Here is a 17,633-nt window from a genome sequence, read left to right on the forward strand (position 1 = left end):
AAGGAAATTTTAATGCTTAACATATCTATTACCCCCCATCGAGAATTTTTACCGGCCGATACTCCAGATCAGCGACTGTTTATTATGCTGAAGTTGCGACCAACCCAAGAAGTCGCTCAAACCCGTCCTTCTACTACCTTTGTCTTTCTAATTGACACCAGTGGCTCGATGTACGAAATTGTGGCTGGCGATTTTCAACCCACCGGCGAAATCTATAGACAAGATGGGAAGGAATACACGAGAGTGGTGGGCGGCATTGCCAAAATCGACATGGTTATTGAGTCGCTTCGCACCCTGATTAATTCAGGACGCTTCACCCCGGAAGATCGGATTGCTCTGATCCAATTTGACGATCAAGCCTCTACTCTGATTGGCTTAACACCAGTTACCCAAACCCGTCAACTGGAAGACGCGATCGCTAAACTGCGAAATTTTAGCGGTGGGACTTGTATGGGGAGAGGCATGAATCAAGCCCTGGCTCTCCTAGCTAATCAAAGCATGACTAGCCGCCATATCATGATTTTTACCGATGGCGACACCTTTGATGAAGATGATTGCCAAAACTTAGCCCAACAATTTGCCAGTCAAGGGATTTCGATTACGGCCCTGGGTGTGGGCGAGTTTAACGAAAACTTGCTCACAGACATAAGCGGCAAGACGGGAGGGCATTGCCGTCACATTGTTCCAGGAACGGCTAGTGGTAACGATGTTTCTATTACCGATCTTCCCAACCTTCTACTGGCAGACTATCAGCAAGCCCAGCAAGAAGTGATTAACAATCTTGTCCTCAGCTTAAAAACTGTTCAGGGAGTCAAACTGCTGCGCCTTACCCGTGTTTATCCCGATTTGGCAGAATTTTCCTTAAATCAAGCTCCCTATCCCATTGGTGCCGCCAAAGCAAAGGATGAAACCATCTTTATCTTAGAATTTGCTATCGATAGTCGTCCTAGTTCAAAAATTCGTCTGGCTCAACTGGGCTTGACTTATGACATTCCTGGCTTAAACCGACGGGGGGAATTACTACCGCAGAACGTTGTTGTCCAGTTTGTGCCTGGACAGGGGGGGACAGCGCAGGTCGATCAAGAAGTTATGGGATACGTTCAACAACGCAATATTTCCCAATTAGTTGACGACGCAACCCGCATGGCAGAGAGTAACCCCCAACAAGCCGAAAAACTCCTGGAAACTGCCCGTCGCATCACGGTTCAAATTGGCAATGATGCTATGCTCGAATCTCTGAATGAAGGGATTGAAGAATTGCGAAAAACTCGTCAGATTTCCTCTGGAACCCGCAAAACCGTGAAAATGGGATCGAGAGGAAAAACTGTCAAGATGGGCGATGACCTCAACGACGATCTCTCGGAAGAAACTATTCGGAAACTAACCGGTACTTGAGCAGACTTCTGGCACCGAGTCAGGCAACAGTAAGATTAATTTCAATCTGATTAATTCCTCTTATATCCCTCAAAAAGGAGAAAAACCAATGGCTATTGTTTGCAAAGTTTGTGGCTACGATCAAAACCCCCAGGGAGCAGAATACTGTGATGCTTGTGGTGCAGAATTGACCCCATCGACACCACCTACACCTGTCATCCCCGATCCCATCCCGGAACCCACACCCATGCCAATTCCCCAACCGATTGCCGAGACGATAACACTCACACCAGAACCGCTGCCCCAACCGATTACTCCGGCGATAACAACAACGGCCCGACTGATTGCCAAGCACCCTAACGCCCCGGTGGCTGAATTTTTCATTGATGGTTTTACCCTGATTGGCATCTTTGACTCGGACACCGGACCTGTGGATGTGGACTTGGAAAAATTCCCCGATAATGAAACCGTTTCCCGCAACCATGCCGAAATTTATCCCGATGGAGGAACTTGGAAAATTAAAGACCTCGGTTCTCTGAATGGGGTTTTTATTAAACCCATCGGTCAAACTCGCTTTAACGCCAGAATAACTGCCCCAACCCCTCTCAGTTCCGGTGATGAGATTGCGATCGCTAAAATTCGCTTTCTTTTCCAAACTCCTTAACATTTCTTGGGGTGGTTAGCCCCACCCCGATTGTGTTCGACTAAAGTTTTAATGGCTGCCTCTCATGACTTCACCATCTACCGAAAACTTCTCCCCCCTGCTTATTCAAGAAAAAGAATCTTTTTCTATGGCAGATTACCAGATAGAAATTATCGCCTATCTAGGGTTATTAACCGCAGATGTTTATTACTTCAAAGTCAAGTTTCAACCCATTGCCGATCTCGATGGGGAAAAGGGCGAAACATCTTCTCAATTGGGACTTTTGCGTGTCGGCTCTCTTAATAGTAGTCTCGATCGGGAACTGCAACTGAGAAAAATTCTTCAAAACTACAGCTTAATCGCTCCACTTATCGCTGATATTCAAGTAGATTCAGCTATTATTAATCCCCTATCAATCAAGGAAAAATCCCAGGAGGTAGATGAAAAACAAAATGAAGATATTGCCACTGAACAAATAGTCTCGGAAGATTCTGAATTTGTCAATATTACTTCAACAAAAGATGATGATTCTGGAGAAAATCAGTCCGCAGAAACAGACTATTTAGAAGAAGAATACTACCCAGAAACAGCAGTCGAAAACGAGACGAAACCAGAAAAACTTCTTCTGTTAACGCGATTTCCTCAAGAAAACTTGACTTTAGAAGCTTGGCTAAAAGAAGAACATTCTCAAGAAGAAGCACTAACGTTAGTGATTCAAATTTGTCAGTTATTTTCTTATATAGCTAAACAAAACTGGTATTTAATCAACCTGCTTCCCCAGTTTATAGAAATAGACAAACCCCTCAAAATCTTTGACTTAACCTGCGCTTACTCAATTGAAGAAAGCCTGACTTCTGGTGTTATCGGAGATTATTGCGCTCCTGAACTTGCTGCAAGTCGCTCGATCAATGAATCAATGAGCAGTTATACGATCGCCGCTTTATTGTATCAAACTACCCATAAAAAATTACCTCAATCTGACCAGATTATTAGTTTAGAAATTGCTCCGATTCCGCGTCTTTATCAACTGCTGAAAATTGCCTTGTCCTCTCTTCCAGAAGAACGCTTTCCCCTAGCTCAATTTCTCAGCTTATTAATCGAAACTCGCCATTCACTGCGGAGTCTGAAAGTGCAGTGGAATATTGCCAGTTATTCAACCGTTGGACTTTCAACAGAACGCCTACAAAATGAAGATAACTACGGTGTAAGACAACAACAAATTAGTAATTTAGAAACCCTTATTTTAGGCGTTGTAGCTGACGGTATGGGAGGAATGGCCCAAGGGGAAGTAGCTAGTCAAATTGCTGTTAAAACTATATTACAAGAACCCCTTCCTTCAGAATTTAAAACAGTAGAACAGCGTAATAAATGGCTAATAAACTTATTTGAAAAAGCCAACATATCTATTGCTGATACTGTTCGTAATGGCGGAACAACTTTAAGTGTTGCATTAGCGATCAATGATAGCTTAATGATAGCCCATGTGGGAGATAGTCGAATTTATTTAATACGACAAGGAAAAATTAAACAACTAAGTGAAGATCATTCACTGGTAGCTATGTTAGTGGCTAACGGTGAAATAACAGAAGAGGAAAGTTTAACCCATCCAGATCGAAATGTCTTACTCAAATCTATCGGTTCAAAAAAACATTTAAGTGAAGGCTATGTGCAGAATTTAAGTCGCACCACTAGCAATTTATCAATGACTTTAGAAAATGAAGATATTTTACTTCTCTGTTCTGACGGAGTTTGGGATTTAGTACCGACTCAGGAACTGGCGGAAATTTTTAGTCAATTTAAATCTTTACAAATGGCAGTTGATCAAACCATCCAAAGAGTTATTAATCAAGGAGCAACCGATAATGCAACGCTTTTAGCTATGCAATGTTTTATGACTTCTGGCACTTAAAATAAAGTAAATAATTCAGAAGATGAACAAAAATCTCAAAATAGATAAGCAAGAGAAAATGTTGAGAGTAATTTCCCTAACCAACAATAATTATAAGTCTCAAAGACAATAAAAATATGTCTATCCTCTGTCCAAGCTGTCTAACTGATAACCCTGATGGAACACAACAATGTATTAGTTGTGGTTTTAATCTCACCCCTGTATCCCCTAACAAAACTACCACATCACTCCATCATCTCAGCATCGGAACTTTACTCAAACAGGGACAATATCAGATCGAACAAGTTTTAGGTGAAGGGGGATTTGGCATTACCTATAAAGGAATTTATCGAGCGAATAATGCTCCTGTGGCTATCAAAGAACTTTGGCCAGAAAAATCCGCTAGACAAGGGAATCAAGTTATTTGGCCTGCCTCTATTTCTCCTCAAATAAAACGACAACAAACCAGTAAATTTAAGCTAGAAGCCAGCCATCAACAAAAATGTCATCATGCCAATATCCCTAAAATTTATGATTGGTTTGACGAAAACGATACAGTTTATATTGTCATGGAATTTATTGCGGGAAAATCTCTTTTTAAAATCCTGACCCAAGAAAAAAAGCTAACTGAAGATCGAGTGAAATGCTATTTTCTGCAAATTGCTGATGCCTTAAAAACCGTCCACAATAATAATTTTTTACACCGGGATATTAAACCTGACAATATTTTAATTGATCCTCAAGATAAAGCGATTTTAATTGACTTTGGTGCAGCGAGAGAATTTATCGCCGGTCAAACAGGAGACATGACCAGAACCTTAACCCCGGGTTATGCTCCTTATGAACAATATAGTCAAAGGAGTAAACGTTTTCCTGCCACGGATTTTTATGCTTTTTGTGCTTCAATCTATGAACTTTTAACAGGACAATTACCAGTTGAAGCACCGGATAGAGCTAGTGCATTATTGCAGCAACGTTCATCAGATCCCCTCATTCCACCCCGACAACTCAATCCAGATATTTCTAATTTAATGGAAACTGTTATCCTAACTGGAATGAGAATTAATGTTGAGGATCGTTTCCAAACTGCTGACGAACTGATTGATGCGCTCAAAGGTCAATTTGTTTCTCCTTTACAAAAAAAAGCAAGAGAGTTAGTTAAACAAGGAAAACTTGTCGAAGCAGTTCAAAGTTACGAGAAATGTTTAAGCAACGAACCCAATAATGGTGCAGCCGCAGTTGAACAAGCGCTATTGCAGATTCATCTTAATGATACTCAAGCTGAAATTGCTGCCCAAAAAGCAATTCAACTAAACCCTAATGATGGTAGAGGGTACGGAGTTTTAGGCTTGGTATATTGCCATCAAAATAACTGGGAATCTGCCGTACAACAACTACAACAAGGAGCTAAACTTTCACCTCAAGCTCTTTGGATACAAGTGAATTTAGCCTGGGCTTTCGGTAAAATTGGTCATTGGCAAGAAGCGGAATCCGCTATCAACACAGCCCTAAAACTTGATAGTAACAATCTCTTTGCTCTCGGAATTCAAGCTTGGATTACCTTCAATCAAAATCAATTTAAAGCCACTATTGGTGCTGCTAGTAAAGCAATTACTAAATCCAAACAAAACCCCTCCCAAAAGAATCAACAAATTCAATATTGGGTTTATCCCTACCTGCTTGCCGCTCTTGACAAAGCCACCACTAGCCAACAAAGCCAAGATTTAGACCGGCGCATTCAAGACTGTCTGACTCAAATTCAAGACCATCCCTTTGCTTGGGGTTTCAAAGGTTGGAAACAAGCTCAACAAGGGTTATGGAGTCAGGCTCTTCCTTGCTTTCAACAAGCTAGTCGTCACCCCAACGCAGCCCCCTGGGTGCTTATCAATACGGCTATTAGTCATGAGCATCTCAACAATCCCTCGGAAGCCCTTCAAATTTATCAAGCTTACCTACAGAACAATGGTGAGGAGCCTTTTATTGCCTATCGACTAGGAACATTACTCGCTCAATTGGGACAATGGAAGCAAGCGAAAACTCATCTGGAGCAGGCGATTCAACTCCAACCTGACTACCCTGAAGCCTACCACAATTTAGGCTGGGTATTACTTAATCTAAAAACTGCCGATGGACAAATCCAATATGCCCGCGAACTGTTATCCTACTATCGTCAAGCCATTACTCTCTACAATCAACAAGATAAATCCCATCTAGCCAGAATGCTCGCTCAAGCTTTAACAGAGGCTGACGTTTAAAGGCTAAGAAATGTAAAATTTACTTGCTTTTGCAAAGTTAACCTGCTATAGTCGCAAAAAAACTGTTTTACAGTTTCCTCCCAAGAGCTATTTTTCTACTTCCCTAACCGCCACGACTTCGTTGATTGTTATTTGTAGCTCATTTTCAGGAAATTGGCCTACTTCTGTGCCTGATTTTCAGCTTAGTAAGCTGAAGGAGATTATCTATTATCCTGTTTATTTGGGATTTTTAGTTTTTCCTGACAGGATTTTGCCAAAAGCATTGACGTAGGGATTTCTAGGTTGTTGTTTTTTTATGTTAGTAGTTTTCGAGTTTAGCTAGTTAATTTGAACCATGATTAAATACGTTATTCTCAATTTAGAACCGAGCAATGATAAAATTCAATGTTCTCTGCAAATAAAATATTTATCAACTAATCCATTGCGAGCGTTAATCTTTGATTGGAGTATTCAACGATTTTATAATTTTTTATGCGGCGAAAAATTTAAACTCGATTATCCTACTGAACTGATTAATAAATATAATAATTGGAACAGTAAATATAAGCAATTTCAAAAATTAGGACTGAATCCTAGCTCGGCAAATGAGGATTTAGATAGATGTGCAAAACAATTAGATCGTAACCTAGAACAATTTAACCAAGAATTAAATAACTGGTTAGAATCTGTTCCTAATAAAGTTAAAGAAAAAATAGAGAAAAATTTCTTAAGTAGTCTTGAAAAATTTTTGGACTCTGATACCAAAGTAATCTTTGTCATTGAAACTGAAATTCTGGAAATTCAAAAGCTGTTTTGGCATCATTGGAAATTACTCAAAAATCATCCTGAAATTAGCCTTATATTTGGGATAACACAACCAAAAAATAAAGCTAAACAAGAATTGTATGTTCGACCGTCTAATAGAACATTGGAAGTTTTGATTATTTTCGGAGATATCCCAGAAGGAAATATTCAAAAGCAAAAAAATATCTGGGAAAAATCAATTTCGATATGTCATAATTTGGGTATTAAGTTAGAGTTGCATTATTTGGAAAAAATTAGTTCTCAAAAGATAAGATCACTTGTCGATAATGGGCATCAATTTGAAGTTATTTACTTCTTGGGACATAACCCATATGAGGAAGAAGGCAATGGTCAAGAAGACAACAATATACAAATTAGTGAATATGAATATTGGCCAAATAGTAGATTTTGCGAATGTATTAATATTCAAAAAATAAAAACTTTAAAGCTAGTTATTTTAGACTCTTGCTATTCCCTAAAGTTAGCAAAAGCTCTCATTAACGAGGCAGAAATTCCTCAAGTTATTGCGACGAGAGAGTCTATCTTTCTGGATTTTTCTCGAGAATTTTTAGTGGTTTTGTTGATCGATTTACTTCGATATAAATTTTTACCTTTTGCTCTTAAAGAAGCTCAAGAAAAGATAGAAGATAATGAGGATGATAAAAAATGGCAAAGTTCTGCTTCAGTCGTTGCTCTTTTACAAAATCTCAACAAAACTCCTTGGACATGGCCTAATAATAAAGAATCTCGCTTCAAAAAATATTGCTTAGTTTTTCTATTTGGTTTCGCAATTGGGTTAATTTCTATTAAGAGTATATTTATGAATATTTCTATCACTCGTCGACTATTTCCTCCGTCAAAAGCTGAAGTAGAAAATGTATTACAAGAAAGTACAGTAACTATTAAGGTTTATGACCCCAAAACAAATAGCTCTAGTTTGTTTGCGGGTATTATTTTTGCTTATGACAAGAAAGCAGAAAAATCTCATTCTCAACAAGATACAACTTATTATATTCTAACCACCGCAAAATCATTAGAAAACAGAGAAAATAGTCAAATTGTTATATTAACTAATCAAGGACGAAAAGAGTTCAGAAACTACAGACCTATTACAGAGGTGAGTCAGCACTTAGCTATAATGACTTTTAACAGCAATAAAACATACAAAATCGCTCAACTGAGCAAAGCTAAGGCTGCATTAGAAGAAAAAGTTTATATGGCCGCTCGACAGTCTCCAGAAGACTCTCATTCAAATCTCAATTTAATTGATGGTAAAATTACCGATCTAAATCCAATGCAACAAAATCAAACTTATAAATTTTTCTACGACAGCTTCGATGGTACAATTAAACCAAAAGCGGATGGAAATTCTATTATCAATCAATATGGCTGCTTAATTGGAATTGATTTAGGTAGTCCTAATTTGCCTAATCAGAATTTGGGAATTGGTATTCCTGAAAATACTCTTTTAGAGGTAAAAAAGCTTAAAAATCCCCAGGACACATCGATAAATAACATAAAAGAATCAAAGTTTGCAGATTTATATACTGAGTCTTGTCAGTATGAATAATAAACCTATAAAGACTCTTTTTCCAGCTTACGATATTGAAGCTTGAACAGCGATAAAAACCACTGCGATACCGTTTCTTTATTAGGATTATATTGGTCGATTTTGTCAAATACTTGCTTCAAGGTTTGCTGCCATGCTATTCCAGAAATATCCAGGGAAGAACTATATATATTTTGATTTTGTACTTGATTAGATTCTTGAATTTTATTAGTTAATTTCGTTAAGCTTTTATATCTTTGCTGACTAATTTTTGGATAATTTTTAGCAGCCAAAGCTAAACTTTCTAGCTGTTTGTCTTCATATTCTGCCAGTTCTGTGTTGATTCTCGCTAACAAAGTCCGTAAAGAATTTTCCCTTGCTTTCAAAATTCTTGAATCGATTTCAGGATGTTGAATTGCATAGTCAGAAAATTCTACTATTGCTTTCTCAAACTCTTGAGCTTGAGCTTTTCTAAGTTCATATCCCTTTTCGTTCAAAACCATAGCTGTAAATCCACTAACTGTAACTCAACGCAAACAATACCTTTAGTAATTCCTCTTTCTACATCTATTGTATAATAACCATAAATCGTTTGACCATTTACGGCTCTCGTATCTGCGGTTAATAATTCTCCTCCATACTTTTTCTTTTGCTCTCGACATCCTTCTAAGGAAGTATCCAGCAGGATACTATCAAGCTTTTCTGGATTTACTTTCTCACTTTCCCAAAAACCATCATAATCATTGGGTTTTCGCTTTTTAGTCACAAAACTACCATCAAGATAGACTTTTTGGCAACCTGCTTGTTGAAGATTTAGCAATACTCTTTTTAGTCCGACTAGAAGACGTTGTCTTCTTCGAGTGGTTCCAAATCTTTCTACAAGCTCTTCCCAGCTATCTAATTTATGTTCTCCCGGCGGCAAAAAGCCGCGCTGATTAAAAGGAGGAATTCCCATGTTTTTAATATTAGATAATTTGTGAGCAAGCTGGGCATTGCCCAAGAAAAATTAGGGTTGATTAGAACTAATTGAATGACTATCTTGATAAGATTGGTTTAAGGGATCTCTGTAAGTTAGGTAAAGTTTTAGAGGAATCGGTGGACTTTGAATCAACGCTAGATGATAGTCCTCAACAACCTGCATAGCTTCAGAAATAGATAAGGATTTATCGTAACGAAGATCGGCGCATTTTTGAAAAGTACTTTGAGCAGATAATTTCAGATCTGAATACTTTTTCCAAAGCAGTAATATATCCCCAGATAGGATAAAAGAAATAGCTGTTAATGCTGCCTTAACTGCCCACTTTACTCCACTCATATCTTGATTTTCTTGGCTAATTGTAGCCGTAGAGGTTGCGAAGTCTGCAAAATAAATAATTCCTGATAAAATTAAAATTGAAATAACTAAAAATACCAGTAAATAATTGACCGTTTTTGCCGCTAAAAACTCAGTAAAGTAAGCAGATTCTGTTGTAATATCCATTAATCTTTGTGGACTATTAGATAGAGAAGATGAATAATAAGGAGAAGTAAAAGGAGCTTGTTGCAATTTAATTCCCGTCGTCCAAGCTCTAACCATAGCTAACTCATGGCTGGGAATATCTTCTCCTAAACTATCAGCATATAAAATCATTCTTCTACATTTATCAGCTTTTTGTGTCAAGTTATTAGCCCATTCTCGCAACCATGCTACTGCTATTGGAGTAATTAAGGCAAGAAAACCGGCAATAGCTAAAAGCCACAATTTATTGTTGACTGTCGCAATTAATGCTAAAACTTGAGCGCATAAAGATAACCACAAGCTGTACCACCATCTCACTTCAGCTTGATCGTAGAGATAATTGCGAATATCCGATAAATCTTTTTGGTTTGGCATAGCTTACTTTAGCATCGATATAAGATCAAATTTTGAACAATTTATCTAAACTTTAATCAGAAATTTAGATAAATTATCCCGTTCTAATAGGGTTTAGTCAAAAGAAAATTGTTCTGTGTGACTTTCCTCTGCTCGCTTCACTTGTATTTGAAAACTCTCTCCCAATTGAAGGGTATATTCCAAAGAGATGTAATGATCTCCTTTTGTCGGATTTGCCTTCAAAGTTTGGTCGGATAAAGATAATAGCTTCAAATTCAAATCAGATGGAATTTTTTTAGATGATTCAACCTCCACGAGAAGTTGAAACTTTCCCTCTTTTGTAGGGGTTATCCTAACCAATAGAATAAATGTCCGTCTTTTCAGAGTAATGTATTTAGCTCTACAGAGAGGAGAGGTGATAGATTTATCGATTGTAGGTAGAGCAGGACTATCTCTACGAACAAGCTTTTTCTGTTTATCTTTTAAAATTTCTGCTGATTCATCCTCATTCCAATAATTCTTGTCAAAAATTCTTTTCAGACTTTCCCGAAATTGTTTGTTTTTAGCCAGAAGAAGTAAATCAACTAAACTGTCAATATCCGGTAATTGAGCTAATGGTAATTCGTCAGTTTCTATCTGCTCGACAAATCCAAATAAAATAGCTTTCTTCGCTTCTTCATCAATTTCTACCACAACATAACCCACTCGATCTGACCATACCTCGGACGGGACATAACAGATATTTTCATTTGGCAAAACCGGACGACATTCTAATTTACCGAGAACATCGATCTTTAAATCAGCACTATCCATTAAAATTCGCCGAGTATAATCCCCAATAATGCTTTCCTTTAAATTTGTTTCTACTTTCAAACACTGGCAGTAAAAGTTAACAGCAAGCACGGCTAAAGTATTTAGAAAAACCTGTTTACTTTTATCAGCATCTTTCTGCTCGCAACTAAACTTTTGAGCTAATTTAAAATCAGCACCGCTCAGGGGGACTGTAAAAGTTAAACGTTCAGCTAGTGGCATCATGGTTTTTGTCTCCTATTTCTAAAGATATTCTTGAAAAATTGGTTGTAATTTATCAACGCTGCGTTGATAAAAGCTGCTTAAAGTTGCTAGGGAGATTCCCCATTCTGTTGACATTTCCTTCCAAGATTGTCCATTAAATCGCCTTATACAGATTGCTTGAAAATTCGCCTCCGGATGCTTTTCTATGTGAGTCTGCCGAAAACAATCTCTAGGATCTTTTTGGATAAAATCCCATAATCTCTCCCAATCTTTTTGGGGGGAGAGAGACTCAGGTTGCTGGATTATATCAAGCAAGGAAGTATCTGGGGCATGGTTCCAGCTTGATTGCTCCGACTGGAGAGGAACATCCAAAGATTGCTCATAAATTCTGATTCGCTTGCCATTATCTTGTCTATGTCGCAGTTTTAAATGTTCCCTGACAGCATCGATAAACCGCTTATCGAGCAAAAAACTTACCCATGCCAAGACATTACCTTTACTTGGGTCGTACAGATCAATTTTTTCAAAAATCTCTAAAAAAGTCTGCTGTAGAGCTTCGTGAAAAATATCCTGATAGACAGACTTAGGAAAATTATAGATATTTTTACAGTACACTTTATTAGAGTTTTGAATCTCATTGGTTAGTTTTGTTAGCCATTTTTGTCTCTCCTTGCTGTTTGCAGGGGAGCTTTTAGCCAAAAGTGCCATTTCTTCAAGAAGCTTAAGTTTGCTGTCTGGGTTACTCATCAGAGAACTCTCCTTGCATTTTCTAGATCACTACCCCTTTTATCTACTCGTCAGGTTACTGGCATTTTATGCAAAAACCGATAATTAAAATTCTTTTTTGTGAGGAATTGTTGAGGGAATTGCGATCTCGCTCCCGGACTGCCTTCGGTATCGCAGCCAGAGTGGATGTGGCGCGGGGTACTATCGAGAATGTAAATTTATGTTAAGATAATCATAAATTTTGCATAAAAAGCAGCCATCGCTACGAGAAAGTAATATAAAACCGAAACTAAACACGATCGCTGTTTGGTTGCTATCAATCAGGACTCATTGATCAGGAGGTGGAGTGCTTGGGAGTTATTTATATTGGCGATCGCGACACAGGTAAAACTCACCTAGTCTTGGAATTAGCTAACCCCAGGGGAAATTATGTCAAAGTTACTTATCCCGATTATCAGTATCTTAGAGGATTTTTTTTAGACCTAGAACTTGGCTCTCCAAGACCAACTGGTAGTATCGCTCCCGAAGCAATTTTTGAGCAGTACATAGAAGTTAATGTCATCCTTCCCACAGGAGAGAAAATGATTGCCTTGGATTGGTTGGACACCCCCGGTGAAATCTGGCGAAAATCTTGGCAAAAAAATCAACCTGATGAGTGGCAAAGATTTCTCGAAACGATCAGAAAAGCTGAAGGAATTATGTTGATTTTACCGCCCTATCGGGACATCATTAAACCGACCAGCCAAGTAAACCTAGCTGACTTTATCACCAGACAACAATGGTGTAATCGTTTTGACCGTTGGCTTGAATTTTTCCAGCAAGATTGTCCGAAAATTCGGCATCTTCTTCTCTGTTTAAATAAAGCCGATTTAGTCCCAATCGATCTCGAAGAAGAAGCCAGAAAACTCGCTTTTAATCCTGATTTCCAACCTATGACATGGCAAGAGAGAGATAACTATGTTTTTCAGCGTTATTTTCGACCGATTCACCCTCAAATCAATCAACTTAACCGTAGTATTCAAGGGTTAACAATTAGATGTTTCATTACGAGCATATATAATCGAAAATTATTAGAACTCCCCTGGATTTATTTGGGCAGTCATCTCGCAAAATAAAGTTAAAATAGGAGTAAAAATGACCAGTGGAAATATTGTAGTAATTGGACCGACAGCAGCAGGAAAAACCACCTATTTAGCGGCTTTATCCTACTTCAAAGAACACAAACAAGGCAAAAAACTATTTACTGTCAATCCTCAAAATCCCGCCACAAGAATACTTGCAGAAAAAGCTGAAAATATTCTCAAACAGGCGGCCGATCTAGATAGAACTGTCATCGGACAAGAGATTGAGTCAGTAGATGAATTACCGTTTTATTCCTTTGGTATCACAGCCAAACCCTATTGGTATAGTTCCACGGAGACTTTTCAATTAACCGCTAGAGATTATCCCGGAGAAGTCTTTGAGGCAATTGCCAGTCCCAGTGCAAGAAAGCCTATCCATGAAGATTTTATTAATGAATGTTTTACCGATGTCATCGGCTGTCTAATTATGCTAACAGGATGGGAACCCGGAACTGATAACTTTTATAACAGAATCATGAAACAATTCCTTAAATTAATGGATGAGCGGGGTCGTTCTCAGAATTTGAAGTTAGCAATAGTTATGAGTAAATGCGAAAGAGGAGAAATTTGGCCCGGTAGGCTTGACCCAGAAATTGATTTGTTCGCTGTCCATTTACGAGAAACTACTAAAACCTTGCGAGCAAAAGTTATTCCCCAGAATCTGCGTTTTTTTGCCCTTTCTACCTTTGGCGTTTTAGGCAGAGATAATCCACGTCCTAACCGAGAAGATCGGGTTAAAAAAGGAGAGCCAGCTTCAGTGATTAGAGAACCAAACTCATGGCAACCTTATAACCTAATTGAACCTCTCTATTGGCTCAGTAAAAAAACAAACTAAGGCAGCAAAAATGAAAGCGTTTGACTGGTTAAAACCAAAAGCTCCTGAATTAAAAGATGCCAATGCCGAAATACGGGTTATCGGCAATCGCAGTGCTGGTAAAACCGCCTATATGGCTTCCCTCGCCTATTGGCCAAATGCTAAGGCCGATAGTCCAGTTCAATCGGTGACTCCAGTGGGGAACCAAGAAGCCAGCGCACAACTGATGAACATGGCACAGAACATCTTGGAACAGGGACTAGAATTAGAACCAACTCCCCTGGAAGCCACCGTTGATGAAGTCAAAGATTATGGATTAAGTATTGTTCTCAAAGAACAATTTTCTTTGAAAAATCTGCAAAGAGGCCTATCTTCTAGCGCAATACGTCTCAATGTTAACTGTAAAGATTATTCCGGCGAGTTTCTTCGGGATCTCATTAACAAAACCGGCGATCCGCGCTTAGTTGACTATCTCGAAGACTGTGTGGTGGCTACAGGTCTTTTATTGTTAGTGGATGGAACCTCTCACCGCAAAGATAAAGACTATGCTATTGGACTAGAAAAATTTTTAGCGGCTTTAGACAGGGTGGATATTAATCCCAAACAGCGCCGCGTTGCTTTTGCGGTTAGTAAGTGCGAACTGAGTCAACTGTGGGTGAGTCGTCATGAACCGAGAAAATTGACACAAAGACGCTTTCCTCTGATGCAAAATAAATTAGAAAACTGGGTAGATAGGGGAGGAGGTGAAGTGGACTATTTTGCCACTTCTGCCTTTGGTACGTTGGGAACCAATTATCCCGAACCCAACTCGATCGAAAAACAACGCGATCGCCAAGGAACAACTTCTATTATCCGCGATCCGAGACGGTGGCGACCCTTTGGTTTAGTTTCCCCGATTTACTGGCTTTGTACCGGTCAACGTCACAAAGAATTAGATAAGGATTAAAACAATGACTACTATTCACATTCATGAATTTAGCACGGGTATTTTAGTCGATGGCACTGGCGGTGCTGGTGAGTGGAAATCGCAGGGTTTTTCGGGAGAGTACATGAACTCAACCCTTGCTAAAATTCCTACACCTGTACAGTTAGCGATTAAAAATCGGGAATTTGCCGTTTCTGAAGGCGCATCTAGCCAAAATCCCGCCATTATTGGACGGGAAGTGGAATATCATGGAGAGGCTTGGTCAGTCATTGCCGTCGTCACACGGGGGATGGATGAACGGGGACGGGGTGCATCTCTCTATCGCTATTTCTTGTGTCAGGAAAGGGGTAAGCTGACTGATCTTGTATCTTGGTACATGAAAAATGGAATGCCAACTTTTAACCCCTCCGATCATAAACAAGTCGATTGGTTTACAGAATATGACGATACTGGGACTCAAATTAATGACTATATTCCGCCTGAGTTGGATGGGATTTGGGAAGGAGAAAGACCGATAATTATTCCTCAAAAACAGCCACCATATACTGCTTTAATCATTCATAAAATTGCCTCTAAAACTGACCCAGCAAGATATAATGAATTGATTTCTTGGGCCTGTAATGTAGAGGCTTTAGAGAAACCAAATCGCTTTTTAGTCATTCATCCCGCCAGTAAAAAAGCAGAGGAGACCATAAGAGCCACAATAAACAGTATTCCTCAACTTCCCCCAGCTATACCCGAAGAAACCCTAATTAGAACTGCTATTAAGAATTCCTGCCGGACTGGAAACTTTCAAGAAAATTTAGCCCCTATCGAAGATGCTTTGAACAATCCTAAAATTCAACAGGATTATACAACCTTTTGGAATTACATATTTGAAGGCGAAGGCTCTAAAGATGCTTATGAGCAACAAATTTATGATAACTTTAAAGTACGTCTTTTGACGCTACAAGCCATCATTTGCCCTGAAAAGCTGCCAGATTTTGTCGCTTGGATAATGAAAAAAGAGAAGGATTATTATCCAATATCTCAGAGTTTTCAACAGGAAATTTCACGAGCAATCTACCCACCAGGTGCTGCTTCCCCCACTTCGCCTACTATATTTAGTAAAATCCCCCAAGGTATTAATATACTTATTGTTAATGTAATTGAACAGCCAGAATTGATAGATGCTACAGCTAAACTCTTATTAAATAACGGCGGACTCTGGTGCAGAATATACAAAATTTATACCAGTAAAAAACTGGAAAAAGATTTAAAGAAAAAAGCAAAAAAAGCAGGTTATCTAAGCCAAGAAAAAGGAGATTTAACGGAAGATTTAGAAAAATTTTATGTATTAAATGATACACCTTGGCAAGAAATTATAGATGACCTAAGCAAAGTTTGGAATCATCCTTTTTATTCCGATCAAAAAACTAAAAAATACATCCATCTTGCTCGCCTATTTGATAAACTAGAAGAAAAAGTTACATCATATCAAGGAAATAGTTTAACCGTTTTCTTTTATCATCTCGCCCAGGAAAAGATTCCTAGTGACGTATATAAACGCCATAAATTGAAGGGAGATGAAGGTAAGAATTTTGATATTAAAGTTAAAAGAGATATACCTCGGCAAGAACTGGTATTTAGAGAAATAAAAAAAATAGCAATGTTGCTTCTATCTTATCTGCTTAAAGTTAAAGGTGGAGCATCTGGCTGTTTTATTGCTATTATTTGTTTTTTGCTTATATTCACTTTAGGAGGATTTTTCCTTCAAAGATTATTGAATTTAGCTAATTTATCTGTACCCGGTTTACCCGGAGGATCAAACAATTCAGAATCGCCGATTATTAAAAAAGCGATCAAAAGCTTTCCAAAGACTAAAGGGTCATTACTACAAATTCAACAAGATTTGAAGCAAACTACTAGAGCAGATGCTTTTAAACCTAACAAGAATGAGATTGATGAAGCTATTTCAAAAATTCTCGATCCCAATAAATCTTTTGAGCTTAAGACTCTAAATAAACTAGAAGATAATAAAGATAAAGAAAAGTGGATTTTGTCTATATTGTATTATCAATTATATAAAGTTACACCATCTAATTCTGATGATATTGATGGTATTATTGATAAGGATGGAAAAACTTATCAAGCTCTAAAATGTAATCTGCTTCAAAATATGCAACTGCAAGCAACTCAAGCAACTGCTAACAATTGTAAAAACCTAGGATTTTCTAAAGTTAAAGTGGCTCCAACTCCCGCTCCAACTCCAACTCCGACTCCAACAGAAGAGGAAGCAATCAGAAAGGCCGTCTCGGAATTTGATAAACCACAAAAGACCAAATCTAGTTTAGAAAATTTAGTAAAAGAATTAGATGAGGCTTTTTCTGTTTCATCTTCATCTAATGTAATTAATGTTCTTGATCCCAAAACTGAAATTGGACTTTCCTTTCCTAATATGACTGAAACAGCAGATAAAGAAGCTTGGGTTAAAGCTATTTTACAATACCAAGAAAGTCTTAAATCTAGACTTAAAAAGGAGCAATCTATTAAGATTGATGTTGATGGAGTGATTAACTATGGAAAGAATACCTATAACCTTTTGAAGTGTGATGTAGCTGCTCAACTAGGTCAAACATTAAGTAATAAACCACCAATTTGCGGTAAAGTAAACCCAATTATCGATTCGTCAACTCCCCCAAGAGGATAG

The 17,633-nt window shown here is 38.2% G+C and carries 15 protein-coding genes; 10 read left to right on the forward strand and 5 right to left on the reverse strand.

Features of this window, described 5'->3' with window-relative positions; all coding sequences use genetic code 11:
• The first annotated feature begins 12 nt into the window (after nt 1–12).
• From IM515_RS21640 to IM515_RS21660, 5 genes are all read left to right on the forward strand, one after another.
• Entirely contained in the window at nt 13–1,395 is a 1,383-nt protein-coding gene (locus IM515_RS21640; protein ID WP_287627249.1) for a vWA domain-containing protein, read from the forward strand.
• Nucleotides 1,396–1,483: 88 nt separating this feature from the next.
• The gene (locus tag IM515_RS21645) at nt 1,484–2,038 is read left to right on the forward strand and encodes a double zinc ribbon and FHA domain-containing protein (protein ID WP_287627250.1); all 555 of its coding nucleotides are present in this window, start codon (nt 1,484–1,486) and stop codon (nt 2,036–2,038) included.
• A 64-nt stretch (nt 2,039–2,102) separates the two neighbouring features.
• Complete coding sequence (locus IM515_RS21650; protein WP_287627251.1) at nt 2,103–3,926, forward strand: protein phosphatase 2C domain-containing protein; 1,824 nt, start codon at nt 2,103–2,105, stop codon at nt 3,924–3,926.
• A 116-nt stretch (nt 3,927–4,042) separates the two neighbouring features.
• Nucleotides 4,043–6,160, forward strand: a complete 2,118-nt coding sequence (locus tag IM515_RS21655) for a protein kinase domain-containing protein (protein WP_287627252.1) — start codon at nt 4,043–4,045, stop codon at nt 6,158–6,160.
• A 334-nt stretch (nt 6,161–6,494) separates the two neighbouring features.
• A complete protein-coding gene (locus IM515_RS21660; RefSeq protein WP_287627253.1) occupies nt 6,495–8,513 on the forward strand; it encodes a hypothetical protein in 2,019 nt (672 codons plus the stop codon).
• A 5-nt stretch (nt 8,514–8,518) separates the two neighbouring features.
• Here the strand turns inward: IM515_RS21660 and IM515_RS21665 are convergent, their stop codons facing one another.
• The 5 genes from IM515_RS21665 to IM515_RS21685 all read right to left on the reverse strand — a co-directional run bounded on the left by IM515_RS21665 (nt 8,519) and on the right by IM515_RS21685 (nt 12,105).
• The gene (locus IM515_RS21665; protein WP_012266783.1) at nt 8,519–8,995 is read right to left on the reverse strand and encodes a hypothetical protein; all 477 of its coding nucleotides are present in this window, start codon (nt 8,993–8,995) and stop codon (nt 8,519–8,521) included.
• Entirely contained in the window at nt 8,986–9,447 is a 462-nt protein-coding gene (locus IM515_RS21670; protein ID WP_287627254.1) for a DUF6932 family protein, read from the reverse strand. Before IM515_RS21670 ends, IM515_RS21665 begins: the two co-directional genes overlap by 10 nt.
• Before the next feature lie 51 nt (nt 9,448–9,498).
• Complete coding sequence (locus IM515_RS21675) at nt 9,499–10,365, reverse strand: hypothetical protein (RefSeq protein WP_287627255.1); 867 nt, start codon at nt 10,363–10,365, stop codon at nt 9,499–9,501.
• Nucleotides 10,366–10,458: 93 nt separating this feature from the next.
• Nucleotides 10,459–11,379: a DUF1822 family protein gene (locus tag IM515_RS21680; RefSeq protein WP_287627256.1), complete on the reverse strand. Its 921-nt coding sequence runs from the start codon at nt 11,377–11,379 to the stop codon at nt 10,459–10,461.
• An 18-nt stretch (nt 11,380–11,397) separates the two neighbouring features.
• Nucleotides 11,398–12,105, reverse strand: coding sequence for a sigma factor (locus IM515_RS21685; protein WP_081417826.1), 708 nt, complete (start codon nt 12,103–12,105; stop codon nt 11,398–11,400).
• Nucleotides 12,106–12,173: 68 nt separating this feature from the next.
• Here IM515_RS21685 and IM515_RS21690 point away from each other — a divergent pair, with 68 nt between their 5' ends.
• The 5 genes from IM515_RS21690 to IM515_RS21710 all read left to right on the forward strand — a co-directional run bounded on the left by IM515_RS21690 (nt 12,174) and on the right by IM515_RS21710 (nt 17,633).
• Nucleotides 12,174–12,311 carry a hypothetical protein gene (locus IM515_RS21690; protein ID WP_287627257.1) on the forward strand — a complete coding sequence of 46 codons (138 nt, stop codon included), beginning with the start codon at nt 12,174–12,176 and terminating at the stop codon, nt 12,309–12,311.
• Nucleotides 12,312–12,425: 114 nt separating this feature from the next.
• Nucleotides 12,426–13,199: a hypothetical protein gene (locus IM515_RS21695; protein ID WP_287627258.1), complete on the forward strand. Its 774-nt coding sequence runs from the start codon at nt 12,426–12,428 to the stop codon at nt 13,197–13,199.
• A 19-nt stretch (nt 13,200–13,218) separates the two neighbouring features.
• The gene (locus tag IM515_RS21700; RefSeq protein WP_287627259.1) at nt 13,219–14,040 is read left to right on the forward strand and encodes a hypothetical protein; all 822 of its coding nucleotides are present in this window, start codon (nt 13,219–13,221) and stop codon (nt 14,038–14,040) included.
• A gap of 10 nt (nt 14,041–14,050) precedes the next feature.
• Nucleotides 14,051–14,965 carry a hypothetical protein gene (locus IM515_RS21705; RefSeq protein ID WP_287627260.1) on the forward strand — a complete coding sequence of 305 codons (915 nt, stop codon included), beginning with the start codon at nt 14,051–14,053 and terminating at the stop codon, nt 14,963–14,965.
• 4 nt (nt 14,966–14,969) lie between these two features.
• Complete coding sequence (locus IM515_RS21710) at nt 14,970–17,633, forward strand: hypothetical protein (RefSeq protein ID WP_287627261.1); 2,664 nt, start codon at nt 14,970–14,972, stop codon at nt 17,631–17,633.

It is taken from the genome of Microcystis sp. M44BS1, from assembly GCF_020244875.1.
Lineage (GTDB): Bacteria > Cyanobacteriota > Cyanobacteriia > Cyanobacteriales > Microcystaceae > Microcystis > Microcystis panniformis.

Bases quoted from the DNA above. Each gene is read 5' to 3' on its own strand.
- IM515_RS21660 (WP_287627253.1), top strand. From the start codon at position 6,495: ATGATTAAATACGTTATTCTCAATTTAGAACCGAGCAATGATAAAATT.
- IM515_RS21680 (WP_287627256.1), bottom strand. From the start codon at position 11,379: ATGATGCCACTAGCTGAACGTTTAACTTTTACAGTCCCCCTGAGCGGT.
- IM515_RS21700 (WP_287627259.1), top strand. From the start codon at position 13,219: ATGACCAGTGGAAATATTGTAGTAATTGGACCGACAGCAGCAGGAAAA.
- IM515_RS21655 (WP_287627252.1), top strand. From the start codon at position 4,043: ATGTCTATCCTCTGTCCAAGCTGTCTAACTGATAACCCTGATGGAACA.
- IM515_RS21690 (WP_287627257.1), top strand. From the start codon at position 12,174: ATGCAAAAACCGATAATTAAAATTCTTTTTTGTGAGGAATTGTTGAGG.
- IM515_RS21645 (WP_287627250.1), top strand. From the start codon at position 1,484: ATGGCTATTGTTTGCAAAGTTTGTGGCTACGATCAAAACCCCCAGGGA.
- IM515_RS21705 (WP_287627260.1), top strand. From the start codon at position 14,051: ATGAAAGCGTTTGACTGGTTAAAACCAAAAGCTCCTGAATTAAAAGAT.
- IM515_RS21640 (WP_287627249.1), top strand. From the start codon at position 13: ATGCTTAACATATCTATTACCCCCCATCGAGAATTTTTACCGGCCGAT.
- IM515_RS21675 (WP_287627255.1), bottom strand. From the start codon at position 10,365: ATGCCAAACCAAAAAGATTTATCGGATATTCGCAATTATCTCTACGAT.
- IM515_RS21710 (WP_287627261.1), top strand. From the start codon at position 14,970: ATGACTACTATTCACATTCATGAATTTAGCACGGGTATTTTAGTCGAT.
- IM515_RS21685 (WP_081417826.1), bottom strand. From the start codon at position 12,105: ATGAGTAACCCAGACAGCAAACTTAAGCTTCTTGAAGAAATGGCACTT.
- IM515_RS21665 (WP_012266783.1), bottom strand. From the start codon at position 8,995: ATGGTTTTGAACGAAAAGGGATATGAACTTAGAAAAGCTCAAGCTCAA.
- IM515_RS21650 (WP_287627251.1), top strand. From the start codon at position 2,103: ATGACTTCACCATCTACCGAAAACTTCTCCCCCCTGCTTATTCAAGAA.
- IM515_RS21670 (WP_287627254.1), bottom strand. From the start codon at position 9,447: ATGGGAATTCCTCCTTTTAATCAGCGCGGCTTTTTGCCGCCGGGAGAA.